Origin of the sequence: Protofrankia symbiont of Coriaria myrtifolia, assembly GCF_900634755.1 — a bacterium.
In the GTDB taxonomy this organism is placed as follows: Bacteria; Actinomycetota; Actinomycetes; order Frankiales; family Frankiaceae; genus Protofrankia; species Protofrankia coriariae.
On record NZ_CAAAFS010000065.1, the window covers coordinates 27,566 to 48,181 of the forward strand.

Annotated in this window: 17 protein-coding genes; 7 read left to right on the top strand and 10 right to left on the bottom strand. The window is 69.7% G+C overall.

From position 1 onward, the window contains the following. Window positions 1–4: 4 nt before the first annotated feature. From CM1CMNOD_RS03625 to CM1CMNOD_RS03660, 7 genes are all read right to left on the bottom strand, one after another. Window positions 5–808 carry a hypothetical protein gene (locus tag CM1CMNOD_RS03625; RefSeq protein ID WP_013872310.1) on the bottom strand — a complete coding sequence of 268 codons (804 nt, stop codon included), beginning with the start codon at window positions 806–808 and terminating at the stop codon, window positions 5–7. Next, window positions 805–3,264 (bottom strand): hypothetical protein, encoded by a 2,460-nt coding sequence (locus CM1CMNOD_RS22205; protein ID WP_013872311.1) that lies wholly within the window; start codon window positions 3,262–3,264, stop codon window positions 805–807. Before CM1CMNOD_RS22205 ends, CM1CMNOD_RS03625 begins: the two co-directional genes overlap by 4 nt. Next, window positions 3,254–4,468: a glycosyltransferase family 4 protein gene (locus CM1CMNOD_RS03640; RefSeq protein WP_013872312.1), complete on the bottom strand. Its 1,215-nt coding sequence runs from the start codon at window positions 4,466–4,468 to the stop codon at window positions 3,254–3,256. Before CM1CMNOD_RS03640 ends, CM1CMNOD_RS22205 begins: the two co-directional genes overlap by 11 nt. Then, complete coding sequence (locus tag CM1CMNOD_RS03645; protein ID WP_013872313.1) at window positions 4,465–5,703, bottom strand: glycosyltransferase family 2 protein; 1,239 nt, start codon at window positions 5,701–5,703, stop codon at window positions 4,465–4,467. Before CM1CMNOD_RS03645 ends, CM1CMNOD_RS03640 begins: the two co-directional genes overlap by 4 nt. Continuing rightward, complete coding sequence (locus CM1CMNOD_RS03650; protein WP_013872314.1) at window positions 5,694–6,620, bottom strand: glycosyltransferase family 2 protein; 927 nt, start codon at window positions 6,618–6,620, stop codon at window positions 5,694–5,696. Before CM1CMNOD_RS03650 ends, CM1CMNOD_RS03645 begins: the two co-directional genes overlap by 10 nt. A gap of 1,262 nt (window positions 6,621–7,882) precedes the next feature. After that, a complete protein-coding gene (locus tag CM1CMNOD_RS03655; protein WP_237702979.1) occupies window positions 7,883–8,326 on the bottom strand; it encodes a DUF6542 domain-containing protein in 444 nt (147 codons plus the stop codon). A gap of 253 nt (window positions 8,327–8,579) precedes the next feature. Then, the gene (locus CM1CMNOD_RS03660) at window positions 8,580–9,293 is read right to left on the bottom strand and encodes a DNA recombination protein RmuC (protein WP_258165221.1); all 714 of its coding nucleotides are present in this window, start codon (window positions 9,291–9,293) and stop codon (window positions 8,580–8,582) included. A 32-nt stretch (window positions 9,294–9,325) separates the two neighbouring features. Here CM1CMNOD_RS03660 and ychF point away from each other — a divergent pair, with 32 nt between their 5' ends. After that, entirely contained in the window at window positions 9,326–10,402 is a 1,077-nt protein-coding gene (gene ychF, locus CM1CMNOD_RS03665) for a redox-regulated ATPase YchF (RefSeq protein ID WP_013872318.1), read from the top strand. Window positions 10,403–10,775: 373 nt separating this feature from the next. Here ychF and CM1CMNOD_RS03670 read toward each other — a convergent pair whose 3' ends face one another. Together CM1CMNOD_RS03670 and CM1CMNOD_RS03675 are read right to left on the bottom strand one after the other, a co-directional pair. Continuing rightward, window positions 10,776–12,452, bottom strand: a complete 1,677-nt coding sequence (locus tag CM1CMNOD_RS03670; RefSeq protein ID WP_013872319.1) for a right-handed parallel beta-helix repeat-containing protein — start codon at window positions 12,450–12,452, stop codon at window positions 10,776–10,778. Between the two features lie 261 nt (window positions 12,453–12,713). Continuing rightward, window positions 12,714–13,031, bottom strand: a complete 318-nt coding sequence (locus CM1CMNOD_RS03675) for a 4a-hydroxytetrahydrobiopterin dehydratase (protein WP_013872320.1) — start codon at window positions 13,029–13,031, stop codon at window positions 12,714–12,716. A 142-nt stretch (window positions 13,032–13,173) separates the two neighbouring features. Between CM1CMNOD_RS03675 and CM1CMNOD_RS03680 the strand changes: the two genes are divergently transcribed. Together CM1CMNOD_RS03680 and typA are read left to right on the top strand one after the other, a co-directional pair. Beyond that, entirely contained in the window at window positions 13,174–13,581 is a 408-nt protein-coding gene (locus CM1CMNOD_RS03680; RefSeq protein ID WP_347176444.1) for a (deoxy)nucleoside triphosphate pyrophosphohydrolase, read from the top strand. Between the two features lie 391 nt (window positions 13,582–13,972). Then, window positions 13,973–15,814, top strand: coding sequence for a translational GTPase TypA (gene typA, locus CM1CMNOD_RS03685; protein WP_013872322.1), 1,842 nt, complete (start codon window positions 13,973–13,975; stop codon window positions 15,812–15,814). A 77-nt stretch (window positions 15,815–15,891) separates the two neighbouring features. Here typA and CM1CMNOD_RS03690 read toward each other — a convergent pair whose 3' ends face one another. Continuing rightward, window positions 15,892–17,160 (bottom strand): PucR family transcriptional regulator, encoded by a 1,269-nt coding sequence (locus tag CM1CMNOD_RS03690; RefSeq protein ID WP_013872323.1) that lies wholly within the window; start codon window positions 17,158–17,160, stop codon window positions 15,892–15,894. A gap of 292 nt (window positions 17,161–17,452) precedes the next feature. On the opposite strand from CM1CMNOD_RS03690, the gene CM1CMNOD_RS22210 reads away from it, so the two are divergent. The 4 genes from CM1CMNOD_RS22210 (at window position 17,453) to CM1CMNOD_RS03705 (ending at window position 20,391) form a co-directional block, all read left to right on the top strand. Then, complete coding sequence (locus tag CM1CMNOD_RS22210) at window positions 17,453–17,845, top strand: hypothetical protein (RefSeq protein ID WP_013872324.1); 393 nt, start codon at window positions 17,453–17,455, stop codon at window positions 17,843–17,845. Beyond that, complete coding sequence (locus tag CM1CMNOD_RS03695; RefSeq protein ID WP_013872325.1) at window positions 17,791–18,672, top strand: phosphotransferase family protein; 882 nt, start codon at window positions 17,791–17,793, stop codon at window positions 18,670–18,672. Before CM1CMNOD_RS22210 ends, CM1CMNOD_RS03695 begins: the two co-directional genes overlap by 55 nt. A 2-nt stretch (window positions 18,673–18,674) precedes the next feature. Beyond that, window positions 18,675–19,229: a hypothetical protein gene (locus tag CM1CMNOD_RS03700; RefSeq protein WP_013872326.1), complete on the top strand. Its 555-nt coding sequence runs from the start codon at window positions 18,675–18,677 to the stop codon at window positions 19,227–19,229. Between the two features lie 190 nt (window positions 19,230–19,419). Beyond that, entirely contained in the window at window positions 19,420–20,391 is a 972-nt protein-coding gene (locus CM1CMNOD_RS03705; protein ID WP_193353092.1) for a DUF7065 domain-containing protein, read from the top strand. Window positions 20,392–20,616: the final 225 nt, after the last annotated feature.

Sequence of the window (20,616 nt, forward strand, 5' to 3'; positions counted from 1 at the left end):
TGAGTCATGGAATGGTTATCGACTGTATGATCTTTTCGCCGGCGAGCAGGTGGATCGTGGTCGGGGCGGGAACCGCCGCGTTCTCCACGGCTACGTCGACCTTGTCCCTGTCCGGTGCCAGCGGCGTCCGCCAGTGCCGGCCCACACTGTTGATCACCTCCAGCGTGAGATCGCCGCTGTCGCTGTCGGCCCGGGTGACGGTGACCGCCAGGCCCGACTGGGTCCGGACGGCACCGAGCGCTGTCACCGGCTCGTTCGTGGTCGTCTCGTCCGACCACCACGACAGGCCGATCGCCAGGGCGAGGATCAGGACCGGGACGGACACCAGCAGCGCGGCCCGGCGAGGGCCCGTCCGCCAGCCCCCGGCCGTCCAGGCAGCCGGCCGCCAGCACTCCACATACCAGGGCAGGCGCTCGCGGAGCCGGACCACGACGGTGGCCGGCCGCAGGCCGCCGACGGCGGCGAGGGCCACCGCCACGGCACCGAACAGCAGGTCGTAGGCGAGCGGGTTGCCGGCGTGCCCGACCGCGGCCACCACCAGCGAGCCGACCATCAGCCCGGCGACGGTGAGCAGCAGCAGCGCGGCGATGTTCGCCGGGGGATCCGACCGGGAGACGAGCGGGGAGCTCACCCGAGAACCGTCCACCGCACGGTCGCGCTCACCGGAACCGTGCGCGCCGGGGCTGTTGTTGCCACGGCTGGTCCCGGCTCTGGCGCTCCGGGCGAGAATCGCGTGCAGGCCGGCAACGCCGAGCGCGAGGATCGCGATTCCGAGGACGGTCTGTGCGAGGGCCGCCACGGCGCTCACCGGGCACCTCCCGCGGGCTGCGGTGCCGCCGGTGTTGCCCGCGGGGCTGTCGCCTGCGGGGCTGGAGACGCTGCAGCGGCTGCCGCTGGCGCTGCAGCCCCGAGGGCGGTGACGTCGTATATCTTCACCGGCCCGTTGTCGTAGACCTTCACCGAGCCCCGCTGGGTGTCGAACTTCGCCAGCATCGCCGCTGTCAGCCGGGTACCCATGGGTGCCTCGCCGTTCTCCGTGTAGAACGTCTCGTGCGGGAGGCCGTCGGCGAGCCGGGTGTCGACGATGACGTACTGGATGCGACCGACCGCGATGACCGCGCGTTCGTAGTCGCCGAGGGTGGTGCTGAAGTAGAGCGGCCCGGCGCTCGCCCCGCTGGCCAGACCGGTGACGAGCCACTGGCGGCCGATGCTCATCAGCCAGGTCCCGGTCTCGCGGTCGCCCGCGATCCGGCTGCCCGCCGGCAGTTCGGTGTTCGCCCACCTGGTGGCGGCGACCACGTACGGGTCGATGGAACGCCCGTCGGCGATCACCAGGTAGGGCCCGGGCATCCGTGACCAGTCCGCGCCCGAACCCAGGACCGTCCCACCGATGAACACGAAGATCGCGAACGCGCCGGTGAGCCGCCGCAGGAACCCCTGCCTGGTCGCGCGGCGGGTCGCCAGGTAGCTGGCGACGGTGAGGCCCAGCACGGCGGCGATGCCGAGGTAGACGAAGGTGGACAGGCGGGTGGACAGCTCGGCTGTGCGCGGCGTGACGGTGCCCGCCATCGACAGTGGGAACGCCAGGTGCATCAGCCGCAACAGCCGGTACAGCGTCGCCTGCCGGCCGTCGGTCTGCGGCCGGAACCTGAACGGGCCGAGCGGGACGATCGACACCGACCACAGCAGGGTGGTGCCGAGCAGCGCGACGATCTGCCAGGTCGGGGTGGGCGTGCCGGCCGAGTCGGTGAACATCTTGCGGCTCTTGGTCTCACCGCTGGCGACACTGCCGGCCTGGTGGAAGCTTTCCGACAGGATGGGGCCCAGATAGTCGCGGAGCATCGAGATGTTGACCAGCGCCCAGCCCACGGTCGCCACCAGCCCGACCAGGGTGACACGGGCGAGCACCCTGCCGTCCGCGCGGTCCCGGCGGGCGAACGCGCACAACGTCCATCCGGCGAGCAACCCCACGGCGATCCAGCTTGTGATGTGGTGGGTCAGCGCCAGCGTGATCCACGTCATCACGACCAGCACGCCCGCGGTGACCCGCCCGTACCGGGCACGGTCGACGACGACCAGCAGGAGCAGCACGGTCAGGGCGATGGCCAGGGTCTGGTAGGCGAACTGCGCGTTGAAGAAGAAGAACTGCGGGCTGCAGGAGTAGATCGCCACCCCTACGCCGGCCGCGTAGGCGGACCGGCTCAGGCGCTCGATCAGCAGGAACAGGCCGTACACCAGCAGGACGCGGGCCAGCAGGACGACGCCGATCACGGCCACCTGGTTCGGCACGCCGAGCAGTTGGACGACGGCGTTGGTCAGCAGCTCCAGCCCTGGGAAGCGGGGGCTGACCGGCAGGCCCGGATGCGGGGTGAAGACACCGCCGGTCGCCTGCAGGTCGAGCAGGGTGCGCAGGTGCAGCAGCTCGTCGAACTCGCGGACGGCGGCGATCTGGGTCAGCTCGAAACAGAAGTAGAGGCCGACACCGAGCAGCACCGACACCCGCAGCCGTTCCCGCCGGGAGGTGTCCGTCCGCAGCAGGCGGGCCACGCCGGCGACGAAGACCGTGATCAGCCCGGGCCAGAGCAACGCGGTGCCCACGTCCGGATGCCCACGACGGCCGAGCGCGTAGGACACCGCGACCAGCAGCACCCCAGCGGCCATGACGGTCGCGACGGTGCGGGACCGGTCGGGACCGGTCAGATCATGACTGGCCAGGCCCGCGGTGACGGGCCGCGCGACCGGATGCCCGTCGACGACGGGGACATCGGCCGACCGTGTGCCGGCCGGGTCGTCCCGGAACGCCGGTACCTTCCGCCGCGGCCGCCACGACCACCACGAGCGCCAGTCCAGTAACGGCCCGCGGCTCGTGCCGGTGCCGCCGACCGGCTCGGCGGCCGGCCCGGTGACCGGTTCGAGGAGATCCGCCACCGGGTCGCGCGTGACCACGGTCGTGTCGGAGCCGGTGGCATGCGCGGCCGGTGGCTGTGTGCTCTCCTCCACCCGGTCATTGTCGTGGACGCCGTGTCTCGCGTGGGTGATGGATCCGACGGTGTGCCCGGGCACGAACTCCGTGATGACAGTGGTGTCGGCATGTTCCCGCGGCCCGCCTCCGCCCGTCGGCACGGCGTTGTCGACCGTGCTGACGCGGGTCGTGTCGTCGTTGGCCGTGCTGTCCGCGCTGGGCGTCCGGGATCTGCCGGACCGGGCCCTGATGATCCGGGTTTCGGTGGGCCGGGTTTCGGTGGGCCGGGATTCAGCGGGCATGGACCAGGTCTCGGTAAACGGCCTCTATGCGCGGTACCACCTCGCCGGCGGTGAAGCTCGCGGCACGGTCGCGGGCGCGCCGGCCGAGCCGTTGCCGCAGGGACGGGTCGGCGAGCAGCAGGTTCATCGCCGCGGCCAGGGCCGCCGGCTCCGATGGCGGGACGACGACGCCGTCCTCCCCGTCCCGGACCATGTCCGCGATGCCGCCCATCCCGGTCGTGACGACCGGGACACCGGCGGCCATCGCCTCCAGCACCACGGTGGGGCAGGGATCCGGCCAGATGGACGGGACGACGGCGAACGCGGCTCCGGCGAACGCCTGCATGATCTTTTCGTGGTCCCATGGTTCGGCCACGACGACCCCGGCCGGCAGGCGGTCCGGCAGGTGGGGCGTGCGGCGGCCGACCATCAGCAGCGGCGGGCGGTCGGCGGCCAGCCGGGCGTAGGCGTCCAGCAGGATCCCGACGCCCTTGTCCCGGCTGAGATCACCGACGTACAGCAGGTAGCCGCCCGCGGTCATACCGCCGGGGACGGTGTGCGATCTGGTTTCCAGCAGTTCGTCCGGGATGAAGTTCGGGATGACCTCGAAGGGTATGCCGCCGGCGGCAAGGTCGCTGTGTCGGGCGACCGCCGAGCTCACCGCGATGATCCGGTTCAGGGCGAGCCGGCGCAGGGCACGGCCGCCCTGGTTGCCGGCGACCGTGGCGAGGCCGACCGGCCCGCCGTAGTGGTCGTGGGCGCAGCGGACGCACCGTCGTGGCGACGGGCCGGCGCACACCTGCTGGCCGAGGTACATGAAGCGCTTGGTGGCGCAGACATGGCTGTAGTCGTGCAGGGTGAGCACCATCGGCGCGCGGGTCGTCAGGCGCAGCGGCGTGAGGCTGTTGACGATCCAGTTGTGCGCGTGGATGACGTCGGGGCGCTCCTCGACGATGACGCGCCGCAGTGCCCGGGCCACCGCCGGGTCCGGCAGCGGCGGCGCGTAGAGCCGGTCGCCCTCCCCGTACAGGAAGGGCAGCGACGCGGTGATCGGCCGGATGGTCCGGACACGCATCCCGTCCCGGGTTGCCGTCCCCGTTTTGTCACCGAAGGTGACCACGGTGACTTCGTGACGGTCGGCCAGACGCCGGCCGAGATTGTGGACGTGTCGTTCCTCACCGCCGACGATCGGCGGGAAGAACTGGGCAAGTAGAAGGATCTTCACGAGGTGGGTCCTCCGGCCGGGTGTGCCTGACCGCCCCTGTCGTCGGCCCTGCCGCGGCGGGCGGCGACCGGTTGCAGCAGGCGGCCGTGCAGATATCCGGCGGCCGTGAGCACGAGCCCCGAGACGATGCTCGCGGCGCCGCGGCGCCGGCCGGGGGTGCGCATGTCGCGCCAGACGGCGCGGGGGAGCGTCCGGTACACGTAGGTGCGTTCCGTGGCCAGGGCGTCCGCGCTGCCGACCTGCCCCGAGATGATCGCCTTCGACCGTCCCTCGGCATAGCAGCGTTTGCGGAAGTACGTGAAGGAAGCCCGTGCCGGCGTGACGCGGTGGTGCACCAGCGCGCGCGGCTCGTAGAGGATGGTCGCCTGTGGGTCGGCCTGCCGCAGCCGGATGCCGAGCTCGGTCTCCTCGCACCCCAGCGGGGTGGACCCGATCCGGCCGATGCCGTCGCTGAAGCCGCCGACCCGGTCGAAGACGCTCCGGCGGAAGGACATCGCCGCGCCGATGGGATTGCGGACCGGCTGGGCGGAGGTGGGCAGGCCCTCGTAGCTGCAGCCGACCACCCAGTCGAACTCGGGGGGGAACCACGCCGGCCGGCCCGGAGCCGGCCAGGTCGGCACGGCGGCACCGCCCACACCCTGCACGGTCGGCTCCGCGTACGGGGCCAGCAGGTGCTCGAGCCAGTCGGGTGCGCCGTGGGCGTCGTCGTCGAGGAACACCACGATGTCACCGCGAGCGGCCCGCACGCCGGTGTTACGGGCCGCGGACAGACCCCGGGCGCCGGTGTTCGCGAGCACCGTCACCCCGTCGAAGGTGGCCCGGGCGCGGGCGAGCAGGGCGTCGTTGTGATCGACGACCAGGATGATCTCGTGTGCTGTCGTCCGCTGGTGGCGGACGCTCGCGATGGCGGCGACCAGGTCGTCCCAGCGTTCGAGGGTGTACGCGCAGATCACCACGGACGCGGCCAGCGCCGCCGGGGGCGTGCTGATCTGCGCTTCACCGTCCGCGGGCCGCGCGGTGGTCACGGGTCGTGCCGCGTCCACGGGCCGCGCCGTTGCGGCGGGTCGCGCCGTGACGATCCCGACGGGATGGGCCTGTGCGGGGATCACCGGGGCCGGTACGGCAGCCGTCGCACCGGCGGCTGCCGTACCGGCCGCTGCCTGGGAGGGGCCGGGGGCTGGATGTGAGTCGTCGGCTCCGCCCGGGGTGATGCCGGTGGATGCCGTCACGCGCATTCCGCCTCGGAGCCGACCGCACCCACGGTGCCCATAGCGCCCACACCCGCGTCAGCTTCGGAAACCTCCAGGCGGACGCCTTCCGGGGTCTCGCCGCGTGCCTGCTGGGGCCGCAGGACGGTCAGGTTCGGGCCGACCGCGGCCGCCGTGGACCAGCGCGGTACCAGCCTCCGCCGCCGGCCGCGCGAGCCGCGGGATTCGACCAGAATGGTGCGCAGGACCCGCAGGCCGTCGGAAAAGGCGTTGAGGTTGCTGACTCCGTGAATACGGGGGTGCTCGAAGCTCGGTACTTCCACCACGCGCAGCCCGGCGCGGGCCACCCGCATGTTGATAACGGTCTCGACCTCGAAGCCGTCTCCCCATTCATAGGTGTCGGAATGGTTGCCCGGATCCAGGCTGAGGGCGGGCAGGCAGTGCCGCCAGAACGCGTTGTAGCCGTAGCAGAGGTCCGAGTACCGGCAGTCCAGGAAAATGTTGACGAGGCCGCTGAGGAAAGAGTTGCCGGCCCGCCGCATACGGGTGATGTCGTTGCTGCCGCCACCGTTGATGAAACGGGATCCCTTTGCGAAGTCCGCGCCGGCGGTGAGAGCCCGGACGAACTCGCCGATCTCCGCGGGGTCGGCCGAGCCGTCGGCGTCGAGCATGACGATGATGTCGCCGCTGGCCGCGGCGAAACCGCACGCGAGCGCGTTTCCCTTACCGCGACGGGTCTGGTTGACAATTATGATGTCAGGACGCAGCGACTGTGCGACCGCGACCGTGTCGTCGGTCGATCGGCCGTCGACGAGGACGATTTCGGCGTCGGCGGGCAGGTTCTTGAAGACATGCGGAAGATTGCGCGCCTCGTTGAGCGTCGGAATGATGACGCTGACAGTCGGAATCTTGACAGTCGTCGATAGGTCCGAGCGTCCGGACACCTGTTCCCCCCAGTAACTGGATGTCGGGATGCACCGTGGGCCAGGTAGACCCGAGCCGATGTGGTGCCCCCAGTTCGCTGTCGGCTTTTTCCCTGCGGTGATCGCCGTTTCAGTAGTTTGATCCGGCGCTTCCTGACGGCGTGCTGTGACTGTCGTCGCATGTCCCCCCCGGGCGCAGGATCGACAGCCGTCATCACGAGTCTATTGCGTCATCTCCCGCCGTTGGACGTTCGTGATCTTCTGGTCGGCCAAAGGTGCCACGGATCAGTGTTCCGCGAGCGGGCGGGAGCCGCAAGGACTGTATGGCCGCCGCTGTTGGTCGCGGGGATCACTGGGGCACTCATGATCCAATTGATTGGCGATGATCCAACTGATTGACGAGAGTTCGCGGTCAAGAATTTAGCATCGCCCCTGGAGGGAGTCCCGGTCGGGCGGGGCGCAAAAATATTGTTTGCATGTTGTTTACAAGTTGTTCATTTTTGCGTGGCGGAAGTTCTGAAAGTGAATCGCGATCTACTGGAATTGTGACAACGATATTGCTCGGCGCAGTTTAAATAACTAAGAGTAGCGAAATGTTCGCATGGAGTTCCGACGGGCAAGACGCTGGGCAAGGGCCCGGGCCGCCCCGGTTGTCGCCGCCCTCGGATGCCCGCACAAATTCCTCTCGTGTCCGCATGTCTGGTGTCCGGATGGCGACAATGCGTTGTCCTGATCTTACATTCCGGTCCGCTGCTGATTCCTGTGACGAATTTCACCGTCACTCGCGGAGTCCTTTGCAGTCTATGTCGGCCCACCATCTGAATAACGTGTTCCAGATAACGTGCTCTGGCTATTTCTGCCAACAGGATAATTATTATGATATTTTTATACCCTGGCAGTCCGGGAGTCGGGAGGCCCAACTGGGTCGGAGTCGGTGGATCTTCGTATCGGGCGGGGCGCACCCGGACGGCCGACATCCGTCGGGTCCGGGCCCCGCTAAGAACGCGGGTGGGCGCGGGAGAAAGCAGGGCACGGGCAGCGTCCGCAGTCCGACCCGGGGCGGTAATGCCGATGGTCGGCACGAGGATGACCACAGCGACAGGTTGTCCACCATTGGGCCAGGCAGCCTCTGGCGGATCTTCGACCGCGCGGACCGCCGCCCGCGTCGAGCGCTGCCTGGTGGCACCGGCGTTCCCACAGCCCACGATGTGCATCTACGAGCACACTGAAAACGGTACCGGATATCTGTCCGGTACCGTTCCGGCGAGCCGTCTAGCCGGTCGCTAGCCGGTCGGCCGGCGGGGATTCCCAGGTGGCCTGAGGTTTCGTTCGTGTACGCGCCGGGTAACTTGCGCGCGTCGCGCGCGGATCGCGGCGATGAGGACAACGGCCGCGAAACCCAGCAAAAGGACGGGAGCTCGCAGAATCAGGTCAGATCCGATATTGATCGCCTTGCTCTTCAGCCCACCGCCGCCGTTGCCCGACGATCGGGTGAATCCGACACCAACGGCGATCAGCGCATAGACCAGCGGTGGCGCGATGACGATCCCGAGGAAGTCGTCGGAATGCACCCGGGCGGTGGCGAGGATGCAGCCGGCGACGAACAGGACGCCGAAGGCGGCTCCCGGGGAGCCGGACAGCGCCACGTCGATGGCCGCGCCGACCGTCCCGGCCAGGATGAGCAGGAGAGCCGCGCCGAGCACGGTCAGACCGCGTCGGCTGCCCATCACCACGGTGGGTGCCTCGCCGCCGCGTCGGCCCTGGGCACGCCCGCGCCGAACGTCTGGTGGGCCGACACCTCTGGCGCGGCCGGACGGACCGGTCGACGAACGACGAGGTGGCGAGTTCACTTGGGCAAGGTACCGCCCGGCGTTGCCCCAGGTGTCACCGGCGAGTGTCGTTATCGCGCGGGACAGTCGGGCGCATCACTTTCAGTGCTACCGCTAAACTTTCGGCGACCTTCGGTGCTCCTCGGTGACATCATCCGGGCGTACCATCCGCCCTGCCCGCAAGTTCGGTCGCGGACAGGGCTCGTACGCCGGTTTCCACCGGCGACGGTGTCGCCAGGACGTTTTCCACCACCTCCATGGCGGCAAGCCGGCGCGCCGGCACCAGTACGCGGCTCTCCAGGGATCCCACCGCCGTGTTGAAATCGGTCACCGTCCGGCTGAGTGAACGGCCGAGCCGGTCGACATGCTCACCGAGGGTGCCGAGGCGGGTGTAAAGATCCCTGCCCAGTTCGAAGATCTCCCTGGTCCGGCTGGTGAGCGCCTCCTGGGTCCACGCGTGGGCGACCGTGCGCAGCATCGCGATCAGAGTGGTCGGGGTCGCGATGACGACCTTTTTCGCGGCGGCGTGCTCCAGCAGCGTCGGGTCCTTCTCCAGCGCCGGCGCGAGGAACGCCTCGGCCGGCACGAACAACACGACGAACTCCGGGCTGGTGGCCAGGTGCCGCCAGTACGCCTTGGCGCCGAGCGCGTCCACGTGCGCTCGCAGATGCCGGGCGTGCGCGGCCAGCCGTTCGTCCCGGAGCCGCTCGTCGCGAGCCTCGGTGGCCTCGAGAAAGGCCAGCAGCGGCACTTTGGCGTCCACGATGATGTTCCTGCCGCCCGCGAGATGGACGACCATGTCCGCCCGGCCCTGTCCGCCGGGGTGGTCAACGGCCGACGGCCACCGGCGGTCGGCGGCCGACAGGCGACGCGGTCGGCACCGTAGACTGCGACCCCATGGGCTTGTCGATCGGGATCGTCGGACTACCCAACGTCGGCAAGTCGACCTTGTTCAACGCGCTGACCCGCAACGACGTGCTGGCCGCGAACTACCCGTTCGCCACCATCGAGCCGAACGTCGGCGTCGTCGGGGTTCCCGACCCCCGCCTCGACCGGCTCGCCGAGGTCTTCCACAGTGCCCGCACGGTGCCGGCGACGGTGAGCTTCGTCGACATCGCGGGCCTGGTCCGCGGCGCCTCCGAGGGGCAGGGGCTCGGGAACAGGTTCCTGGCCAACATCCGTGAGTCGGACGCGGTCTGCCAGGTCGTCCGGGTCTTCTCCGACCCGGACGTCGTCCACGTGGACGGCCGGGTCGACCCCGCCGACGACATCGCCACCGTCAACACCGAGCTCGTCCTCGCCGACCTGCAGACCATCGACGCGCGCCTGCCCAGACTGGAGAAGGAGGCCCGGGTCGACAAGGGCAGGCAGGGCCTGCTCGCCGCCATGAAGCACGCCCGTGAGGTGCTCGACGCCGGTCGCACCCTCTCGTCCGAGCCGGGTGTGGACAGGGCGGCGCTGCGGGAGCTGTTCCTGCTGACGGCCAAACCGTTCCTGTACGTGTTCAACGTGGACGAGGACGCCCTCGCCGACACCGGCCGGCTCAAGGAGCTCGCCGCCCTGGTCGCCCCCGCCGACGCGGTGGTGCTGTGCGCGAAGGTCGAGGCCGAGCTCACCGAGCTCCCCGACGAGGACGCCGCCGAGCTGTTGGCCTCCCTCGGCCAGTCCGAGAGCGGCCTGGCGCAACTGGCCCGGATCGGCTTCCACACGCTGGGCCTACAGACCTACCTGACGGCCGGGCCGAAGGAGGCCCGGGCCTGGACGATCAAGGTTGGCGCGACCGCGCCCGAGGCCGCGGGTGTCATCCACACCGACTTCCAGCGCGGGTTCATCAAGGCCGAGGTGGTCTCCTTCGGCGACCTGACGGCGGCGGGCTCGATGGCCGCCGCCCGCGCCGCCGGCCGCGTCCGTGTCGAGGGCAAGGACTACGTCATGGCCGACGGCGACGTCGTCGAATTCCGTTTCAACGTGTAGTCCCGCCCCGCCTCCGCCCGGCTGCCGGATGGTCCCGGCGGAGGGACCGTCCGCAAGGCGTCAGGCACGCTGGCCGCCTCGGGCGGGTGTTCCGCGGGGCAGAGGGCGCTGCCCGGATCGACAAATGCCTCGGCCTGGCCGGCGAGTGCTCCGCGGGGCGGGGACTGTCCTTTCCGCGGCAGCATCCGCCCGGAGCGGGTTGGGGTGGCTGGGGCTGAGCGCCGGCTGGGGCCGCGCGCCGGCTGTCCTGTCGCCCGCGGGCGGAGGCGTAGGTGAAAAGCGTCAGTATGACGCCTGTTTCCACCTACGGGCGCGACGGCTGTAGGTGGAAACAGGCGTGGGAGTGACGGAAACCACCTACGGATTTCGCCGGTTAGCGGCGGACCAGACGTTTTCGGTCGGCGCCCCAGACGTCCCAGGCGGATTTCCGGTTACCGGTGATGTCGTTGTCCTCGAAGAGCCCGGCACCGTTGTCGTAGACGAACACGCCGTGCTCCTGGGAGTTGGTGATGCGGTTGCGACGGATCGTCGGGTTCCCACCGGACTCCACCGCGACGTTGGACCTGGCGTTACCGGTGATGTCGTTGTTCTCGAACAGCCCCGCGCCGTTGTCGTAGACGTGCACGCCGGCGTTCTGGGAGTTGGTGATGTGGTTGCCGCGGACAGTCGGGTTCCCGCCCGACGCCACGGTGACGTTGGGCCAGATGTTGCCGGTGATGTCGTTGTTCTCGAACAGCCCTGCGCCGTTGTCGTGGACGAAGACGCCGCTTCGCCGGGAGCTGGTGATGCGGTTGCCGTGGACCCTCGGGTTCCCACCCGACCTTACGGCGATGTTGGACCTGGCGTTGCCGGTGATGTCGTTGTTCTCGAAAAGGCCGGTACCGTTGTCGTAGACGAAGACGCCGCTTCGCTGGGAGCTGGTGATGCGGTTGCCGCGCACTCTCGGATTACCACCCGACGCCACGACGATGTTGGACCGGACATTGTCGGTGATGTCGTTGTCCTCGAACAGCCCGGCGCCCTTGTCGTAGACGTGGACACCGCGGCCGGAGAGGTAGTGGACACGGCAGCGGTGGACGTGGGGGTCGGCGTCGTTGTGGACGGCCACGCCGGCGGACGCGCTCCCGCTGATGTCACAGCCGTCCAGGACGAGCCGGCCGGTGCGGATGTCGACCACCGCCTCCTCGCCCGGCTGCCCGGTCGCCCGCAGCGTCAGCCCGCGCACCGAGCCGTTCGCCGCGGTGAACAGCACCACGCTGCCCGTACCGGCCACCACGGTGATCTCCTCGACCGGGCCGTCCCCGACGATCTCCAGCGGTTTGTCGAGGATGAGCGGCCCGGGGTAGAGCCCGGGGCGGACCACGACGCGGTCGCCGGGCCGGGCGGCGCGGATCGCCGCGTCCACCGTGGTGAAGTCACCCCGGCCCAGCGCGTCGACCACGTGCACCCGCACCGGCCGGCCAGCCCGCCGGCCCGCCGCGCCGCCGCCGGGCGTGCCGGGGAAGCTCGTCCCGGGGGCCGGCGCGTCCACGGCGAGCGCGTCGCGGATCCGGCGCGCCAGCGCGGCTGTCGCCCGGCGGCTGCCCGGGCTCGACAGGTCCCCGAAGCGGCGTTCCCGCCAGTCGGTGTACTGCCGGGCCGCCAGCGCGGCGAGCAGGGTGTCGCCGGCGGCCCGTCCTGGTGTTTCCAGCTCCGGCACGCTGATCCAGTACACCGGTAGGATCAGGTCGGTCCGGCGCAGCCGGCGTTCCCGGTCGAGGAAGCGGGCCATCTCCCGCCGGCACTGCGGGCTGGCCACGAACGCCGGGGTCACGATCGGTATGAAGAACGTGACCGCGTCCAGGGAGCGGTTGATCCGCTCCTCCCAGGCCTGGCCCCAGGTGATGTCGTCCCGGTCCTGGAAGATCTGTAGCTCGCGGCGCCCGGTCTGCGCGCGCAGCTCACCCTCCAGCCGCCGCCGGAATGCCGTGATCAGGCCGCTGTCGTGCTCGTCGTCGTCATGGGCGTAACTCAGGAAGGCCGCTGGCTCGCCATCCGATCGACCCGCCACCCGTGCTCCCCGACAGCTTTCCGTCCGACAACCCAATATGCACTCTATGTGATCAATATAAGACTGAGAGTGATTTCTCAATGTAAATCTTGTCGATGGGGGTGAGGATGGGGCGGGTGTCGGTGGCGAGGGGTGGGCTCCGTGCGGCGCCGCCGCGCCAGTCGCGGCGGGGCTGAGCGGCGGGGCTGGACGGTGTGGAACGGGCGCCGACAACGGCGCCGGTCGGGTGTGGTGTTGAGTGGGTTGCGGGCGCTGAACGGGTTATGTGCCGGCGTCGGACGGGTCCGCGATGCCGTGTTGGCGCAGGATGTCGGAGATCCGGGATGCCAGGGCGATGTCGAGATCGGTGACACCCCCTTGCGAGTGCGTCCAGACTGTGAAGATCGTCACTCCAGGCGCTCGGTCAACGACGGGGTGGTGATTCATCTCGTTCGCGACGATCGAGATCTTTTCGACCGCCTCGTTGGCGGTCTCCTCGTCCATGGCGACCCTGCGGACGATCGTCGATGTGTCGCCGCTCCACCCCGGCAGTGTGCTGAGGGCGTCGGCCACGCGGTGTGCGTCCAGCTTGGTGGGCATGGAGGAACCTCCGTCTGGTCCGGCCGGGCGGCCGTCGGGTGGTGGCCGCCTTTGCTGTGCGTTTGCTGTGCGTCCTCTTCGCAGCGGGGAGACCCCGCTCGTTACAGTGTCGTTCGTTATGGAGTCGTCCGGCATCCCACGCGTGGTGGTGGCAGCGGCGCTTGTTGATATTCGAGAGCGGGTGCTGGCATGCTGTAGGCGAGGTCCGTCCGCGCTCGCCGGCGGCTGGGAGTTCCCCGGCGGCAAGGTCGAGCCCGGCGAGGACGAGGTCGCCGCTCTCGTCCGTGAGTGCCGGGAGGAGCTCGGGGTCGACGTCGAGGTCGGCTCGGTCCTCGGCGAGGTGCCCCTGCCGGCGGACGGCTGGGTGCTGCGGGTGCGTTTCGGGCGGATCATCGCGGGCGAGCCCAGGCTGATCACCCATTCGGCGCATCGCTGGCTGGCACGGGACGAGCTCGACGACGTCCCCTGGCTGGCCCCGGACGCGCCGCTCATCGAAGATCTTCGTCGCTACCTGGGCACGGCGCCGCCGGATACCCGGTCCGGCGTCTGATCCGGCGTCTGACTGATCCGACATCTGGCCGGGACGCCTGTCTGATCAGGCAGCGGACCGGCAGCGGGCCGCCAGAGTCAACGGATAGTATCGATGATTACACTTTCTGTTGTCGTCAGCCGTCAGGCCGCCGGTGTCCGTACCATGATGGTGGACACTCGCGGGCCGAGTTCGGACACGACCGTCTTCCTGGCGTTCCTGCCCGGCGCGCGGTGTGTCCCGTCGAGGCGGCGTGTCCCGCCGGGCTGGGCGGCGCGTCCGCTCATCGTGGCGGCGCGGCCTCTGTCTGGCATCACCACCGTCCGGCGTAATCATCGTTCAGCGTCAACTGTCCAGAGCACCATGTCCAGCCAGGGGCGGCCGCCCCACGTCACCATCGGAGCCCGTCACCGTGTCTGTCCGTGCCGATCTGCGTAACGTTGCGATCATCGCCCATGTCGACCACGGCAAGACGACGCTCGTCGATGCGATGCTGCGGCAGTCCGGTGCCTTCGGCGAGCACTCCGAGGCCACCGACCGGGTGATGGACTCGATGGACCTCGAGCGCGAGAAGGGCATCACGATTCTCGCCAAGAACACCGCGGTCCAGTACGGCGACGTCACGATCAACATCGTGGACACGCCGGGCCACGCGGACTTCGGCGGCGAGGTCGAACGCGGCCTGTCCATGGTGGACGGGGTCGTGCTGCTCGTCGACGCGAGCGAGGGGCCACTGCCGCAGACCCGGTTCGTCCTGCGCAAGGCGCTGGAGGCCCGGCAGCCAGTCATCCTGGTCATCAACAAGGTGGACCGCTCCGACGCCCGGATCGCGGAGGTCGTCGACGCCACCTACGAGCTCTTCCTCGACCTGGACGCGGACGAGAGCCAGATCGACTTCCCGATCGTCTACTGCAACGCCAAGGCCGGCCGGGCGTCGCTCAACCGCCCCGCCGACGGCGGCAACCCGGACTCGCCCGACCTCAAGCCGCTGTTCGACGTGCTGCTGACCACCATCCCGGCGCCGGTCTACGACCCCGAAGCACCCCTGCAGGCGCTGGTCACGAACCTTGACGCGTCGCCGTACCTCGGGCGGCTGGCGCTGTGCCGTGTCCACAACGGGACGCTGCGGCGCGGGCAGACCACCGTGCTGTGCCGCGCCGACGGCCGCGTCGACCGGGTGAAGATCAGCGAACTGCTCGTCACGAAGGCACTGGAGCGGGTGCCGGGCGAGCAGGCGGGGCCCGGCGACATCATCGCCGTCGCCGGCATCCCCGACATCATGATCGGTGAGACGCTGGCCGACCCGGACGACCCCCGGCCGCTGCCCGTCATCACCGTGGACGAGCCGTCGATCAGTATGACGATCGGCATCAACACCTCCCCGCTCGCAGGCAAGTCCGGGACGAAGCTGACCGCGCGGCTGCTGCGCAACCGGCTGGACGCCGAGCTGGTCGGCAACGTCTCCATCCGGGTGCTGCCGACGCAGCGGCCGGACACCTGGGAAGTTCAGGGCCGCGGCGAGCTGGCGCTGGCGATCCTGGTGGAGCTGATGCGCCGGGAGGGCTTCGAGCTGACCGTCGGCAAGCCGCAGGTCGTCACCAGGGAGATCGACGGCAAGCGGCACGAGCCGGTCGAACGGCTCACCATCGACGCCCCCGAGGAGTACCTCGGGACGCTCACCCAGCTGCTGGCCGTCCGCAAGGGGCGCCTCGAGCAGATGGTCAACCACGGCACCGGCTGGATCCGGATGGAATATCGGGTGCCGGCCCGGGGGCTGATCGGCTTCCGCACCGAGTTCCTGACCGAGACCCGCGGCACCGGGCTCATGCACCATGTCTTCGACTCCTACGAGCCGTGGTTCGGCGAGCTGCGCACCCGGGCGACGGGGTCGATGGTGGCCGACCGCGCCGGCGTGGCGACCGCCTACGCCCTGTACAACCTGGGGGAGCGCGGCACCCTGTTCGTCGGGCCGACCACCGACGTCTACGAGGGCATGATCGTCGGGGAGAACTCCCGCGCGGACGACATGGACGTCAACCCCACCAAGGAGAAGAAGCTGACCAACATGCGTTCGTCCACCGGGGACGAACTGGTGCGGCTGACCCCGCACCGGCAGCTCTCCCTGGAACAGGCGCTGGAGTTCTGCCGGGAGGACGAGTGCGTCGAGGTCACCCCCGGCCCGGTCCGGCTGCGCAAGGTCGCGCTGACCGCGGCCGAGCGGGAGAAGCTCCGCTCCCGCCGCCGCGCCGGCTGACCCCGGCGGCCTCGTCCGCCGCAAGTCCTCATCCCTCCTGAGATCTCATCCGCTGTAAAGCGTCCCGCTATAGGGCGTCATCCGCTGTGGAGGGTGTGTTCGATGAGGAGGGCCGCGCCGAGCTCGAGGATGTTCTCGGACAGCGGTCTGCCCAGCAGTTCCTCGGCCTGTGCGAGCCGGTAGCTGACCGTCTTGTGGTGCACGTGCAGCAGCCGGGCGGCGCGTGTTCTGCTGCACCCCTGGGAGAGGAACGTCAGCAGCGTTTCGCGCAGCCGCCGGCAGTCCTCGTTGCGGCGGCCGAGGGCGCCGAGACGTTCGTCCGCGAGCCGCTGGGCGCGGCCGGGGTCGGCGCACAGCAGCGCGGCGAGTTCGACGTCACGGTGCCGGACCACGCCGGCGCCGGCCTGCCCGCTCAGCCGTGCGACGCGCTCGGCATCGCGGGCCTGGTAGTGGGACCGGCGGAACCCGGCCCGGCCCCGTCCCACGGATCCCATGCCGCCGAGCGTTCCGACCAGTGGAGTAGCCGCGATCCTGGCCAGGGTGTCCTCGTCCGGCCGAGCCGGCCAGCCGAACCAGGCCCACCACGTGCCGTCGCCCACCGGCAGCGTGAGTACCGCTGACGCGGCCGCGGCGCCCAGGTCGTCCAGCGCGCGCCGGACGTCGCCACCGGCGCCGGTCGGCGCGAGCACCATTGCCACGTGATGGGCCCGCACGTCGTAGCGGAGCAGTGAGCTCACCGCGATCTCGTCCACCGGGTCGTCAGCGACGAGTTCACAGATGAGGTCGCTGGGCGCGCGGCGCTGGAAGACACGCGGGACGTGTCCGCCGAACTCGGCGTGGTACTCGTCGACCAGGTGCGCGCAGGAGTGGTCGACGAACGTGAAGATGTGCTGGGAGGACAGCGACAGGACCTCGCGCAGCAGGTCGAGGTCGACCACCCGTTCGCCGACGTGGGCGCTCCACTTCTGCCAGAGCAGCCCGTGGCCGTAGTGGTAGGCGCGCAGCAGGTCGGTGACGTCCCCGCCGCCGAGGATCGAGTGGCGCAGCAGGTTGCGGGCGCCCAGGGGCGGCTCGATCGCCGTGGCCGGGATGCCGAAGGCCAGCGTGGAGAAGATCGCCCCGACGTTCTGGTCGGTGCTCTCGCGCACCGCGTCGACGGCCGCCGGCGTCCGGTTCGGTACCAGGGTCGGCTGGCCGGCGAGAACCTGTTCGGTGATCTCGGCGGCGATCTCGGCGGAGCGCAGCAGCAGTTCGTGTGCGCAGCGCTGGATCGCTTCCGTGGCGGATGTGTACTCGGCCGGTTTCGGAACGTCTAACGCGGGCTCCGTGTCACGCTTCCCGGGCATCGGCCGAGCGTAACAGTTTCTCCAGTGAGAAGTGGTGTACGTCACATCGAGCTTGTCCCTTCTGCCGGCTCCTCTGCTCCGTTCGGGACAGCCCACCCCCGCACCGCGGGATGCCGCCGGTCGCCGCTGGCGGTCCGGGTGACGCCCGTCCCACAGCCTTGCCAATGCCGGATATTGGCGCGCCGATCGTGCTCCGCCACAATTCCTGCCAACAGGAAAACCGGCGCGGCCGAAACAGGTGAAAACCTTTCCCGCCGCGCGGGAACACATACCCGACGATGCGGGGGCCCGCATGCTGACCGCTGAAAAAATCCCACCCCGGGGCCATGACAAAAATGCGCCCCAGCCAGCCTGGATCGAACATCTGCGTGGCCGCTACACCACCGAGAGGGAGGTCGACGCGATTCTCACCCGTCGGCTCGGGCGACGCGCTGGCCCGGGTTATGCGCCGCAGTCCCTGGCCACGCTGCGGGCCGGTGTGGAGGCGCTGCTGCGCGACGAACTCGACGAGCCCTTCACCGTCCTCGACACCCGCTGGCTGACCGGCGGCGCGTCGAAGGTACAGATGGCCTTCACCCTCGACTGGGTCGAACCGGGTGTCGGCCGCACCGGACGCCGATGGTCCTGCGGATGGAACCGGCCGAGTCGATCGTCGAGACCAGCCGATTACGGGAATTCCAGCTGATCAGGGCCATGCAGGGGGTCGTGCCGGTGCCCCCGGCGTACTGGGTCGACGCGGACGGCAGCCACCTGCCCTATCCGGCATTGATCTACGGTTTCGTGCCGGGGGCGACCAAGCCCTCGACGGCGACCAGCGGTGTCAGCGGGCTCGGCATCAACTTCGGGCCCGCGTTGCGAGGCCCGCTGGCCTCGCAGTTCGTCGAGCATCTCGCCGCCGTCCACACGTTCGACTTCAGCGGCGCGCAGCTCGGCGCATTTGACGTCCCGCAGGTCGGGACGCAAAGCGTGGAATGGGGCCTGAACTGGTGGGCCCGTGTCTGGGAGGAGGACTGCGGCGAGGAGGTGCCCCTGATGAACCTCGCCGCCCACTGGATGCGCCAGAACATGCCGCCGGCCGACCGCATCTGCGTCATCCACGGCGACTACCGGGCGGGGAACTACCTGTTCACCGAGGCCGACGCCCGCATCTCGGCGTTGCTGGACTGGGAGCTCGGCCGGCTCGGCGACCGCCACCAGGACCTCGCCTACCTGGCCACCCCCGTCTTCGGTCACCTCGCGGAGGACGGCGTCACCTTCCTGGCCAGCGGCCTGCTGCCGCCCGACGAGCTCTACGAGGCGTACGAGAAGGCGTCGGGGCTCACCGTCGACCCCCGCCGGCTGCATTTCTACAAGATATACAACGCGTTTTTCCTCACTGTCCTGACGCTCGGGACGGGATATCGGATCGCCCGCGGCGGGAAAACGCACCAGGACGTTCTCGTAGCCTGGCTGATCGGGATTGGGAGTCTGTTGCTGGACGAGATCCGCGTGCTTCTCGAGAAAGGTTTCTGACAATGATGGTGCGCCCTGACATCCAGCTCCGGACGATTATCAGGGCAATGACGGAGGTTGTCCTGCCCGCGGTCGACCCGGCCAACCAGATGGCCCAGGAACAGGCCCGGGTGGTGGTCGGCACCCTCCTGCTGATGGCCGAGCGGTTACCCCTGCAGTTCCAGTTCGACCGCGACGAGCTACAACGGCTGACCGACTTCGCCGAACAGCTCGCAGGGGTGGCGAGCGGGGGGCCGCGGACATCGGATCTGATCATCCGCCTCGCCGTGGACGCGCGGGCCGGCAGAGATGTCCTGGAGCGCGCGAAGGCCGACCCCGCCGAGCTGGTGGACACCGTCCGCCAGCTGCGGGCCGTCGCGGGCGCTGTCGTCGACACCGTCTTTGCCGACGACGCCGCCGCGTCCTGTCGCGACGCGGTATGGCACGCGGTGCTGACCATGTCCCGCGATCAGCTCGTCCGGGAGCGGGCGTGGGTCCTGCCCCAGGGATTCGAGCAGGACCCGTCGAGCCTGCCGTCCCTCGACAGCCTCCTCGGGACGGCCGCTGCCACCAGGTAGAGCCCCCCACCTGGCTACCCGGCGCCGGCCTCGCGCGTCCCGGCATCCCGGCCATGCCCGCTGGGCCGGGACGTGGCCCCGACCGGCCCAGCCGTCCCGTCCGTGCCTCCTGTCCGCGTCCTGTCCGGGTCCTGTCCAGGTCCTGTCGATGGCCGTTCCGCGGACGGAGTACGAGCCGAAGGAAACCATCATGAGCGCCGATCTCGCACGCTTCGAGGGTGTTGTCTCGGACGACAACCAGCCTCTGTGGAACCAGAGCTACTACCTGAACTTCTACGACCCGCGGACCCGTGTCGGCTGCTTCGTCCGGATGGGTCTGCTGGAGAACCAGCGGCACGCCAACAACTGGCTGATCGTCTTCCGGGACGGTCTGCCGGTCTTCGTCCGCACGAACCTCACCCTGCCCTACACCGACGACCGTCCGGAGAAGGGCATCGCCCTGGCCGGTGTGCGCATGCGGTCGCTGTCCCCGCTGTCGAGCACCCGGGTGACGTTCGCCGAAGGCGATTTCAGCCTCGATCTGCGGTGGGACACGACCTACCCGCTTGCCGACTGCATCGCCCTGACCCGGGACGCGGAGGGCTCGTTCGCCCGGGAGATGGCCCAGGTCCATCTGGAGGGCCCCTGCACGGTCGCCGGGCAGGTCACCGTCCGGGGCAGGCGGACCGAGGTCACCGGCACCGGGTTTCGTGACGTCGCCGCTGGTGTCCGTAACTGGGACGGTGTCCGGCACTACCGTCTCGCCTGGCCGGTCTTTGACGACGGCACGGCGTTCGCCGGCGTCCACGGCGTGTCGACCGGGGGCGCCGACGCCTACATGCGGATGTTCCACGACGGCCGGGAGTGGCTGCGCGTCACCCGTATCGACGATCACAACGAGTACGCGCCCGGCCCCTTCCAGGTTTCGCGAATGGACTGGGCGTTCACCGACGAGAGGGGGCGGATGTCCGGTTTCACCGCCCGGCCGCTGTTCAGCTGGTTGCTGCCCCAGGACTCGTTCGTGATCTGTGAGCAGATGATGGAGTACCGCCTGGCCGACGGCACGCTCGGCTACGGTCTGTGCGAGGGCGGTTTCCGGCTGCCATGGAGCGTCCCGAGCCCGACCGGGCAGCCCGACGGGAGCAGCCAGGTGGCGGTGGGCGGCGGGCAGGGCAGCGGCTGACGGCACCGGCTGGCAGTACCGGTTAACGGCACCGGTTGGCGGCACCGACTGATCGAGCCGGACACACCCTGCCCCGTCCGCGGTCGTCGATCTCGTACGGTCGTCGATGTGAATGCCATCGGTGCGAATGCCCCGGGGGACGCCCCTGGGGACGCTCCCGGGGACGTCGCCAGTCGCGTCCTCGGAGACACGGTGTCCGCCCGCCGTCCGGCCGGGCCGCCCGCG

Excerpts from the sequence above, each read along its gene's own strand:
- CM1CMNOD_RS22205 (WP_013872311.1), bottom strand. The coding sequence starts at position 3,264 with ATGCCCGCTGAATCCCGGCCCACCGAAACCCGGCCCACCGAAACCCGG.
- CM1CMNOD_RS03695 (WP_013872325.1), top strand. The coding sequence starts at position 17,791 with ATGGAACCGGCCGAGTCGATCGTCGAGACCAGCCGATTACGGGAATTC.
- CM1CMNOD_RS22210 (WP_013872324.1), top strand. The coding sequence starts at position 17,453 with ATGCTGACCGCTGAAAAAATCCCACCCCGGGGCCATGACAAAAATGCG.
- ychF (WP_013872318.1), top strand. The coding sequence starts at position 9,326 with ATGGGCTTGTCGATCGGGATCGTCGGACTACCCAACGTCGGCAAGTCG.
- CM1CMNOD_RS03690 (WP_013872323.1), bottom strand. The coding sequence starts at position 17,160 with ATGCCCGGGAAGCGTGACACGGAGCCCGCGTTAGACGTTCCGAAACCG.
- CM1CMNOD_RS03655 (WP_237702979.1), bottom strand. The coding sequence starts at position 8,326 with ATGGGCAGCCGACGCGGTCTGACCGTGCTCGGCGCGGCTCTCCTGCTC.
- CM1CMNOD_RS03645 (WP_013872313.1), bottom strand. The coding sequence starts at position 5,703 with ATGCGCGTGACGGCATCCACCGGCATCACCCCGGGCGGAGCCGACGAC.
- CM1CMNOD_RS03705 (WP_193353092.1), top strand. The coding sequence starts at position 19,420 with ATGAGCGCCGATCTCGCACGCTTCGAGGGTGTTGTCTCGGACGACAAC.
- CM1CMNOD_RS03675 (WP_013872320.1), bottom strand. The coding sequence starts at position 13,031 with ATGCCCACCAAGCTGGACGCACACCGCGTGGCCGACGCCCTCAGCACA.
- CM1CMNOD_RS03700 (WP_013872326.1), top strand. The coding sequence starts at position 18,675 with ATGATGGTGCGCCCTGACATCCAGCTCCGGACGATTATCAGGGCAATG.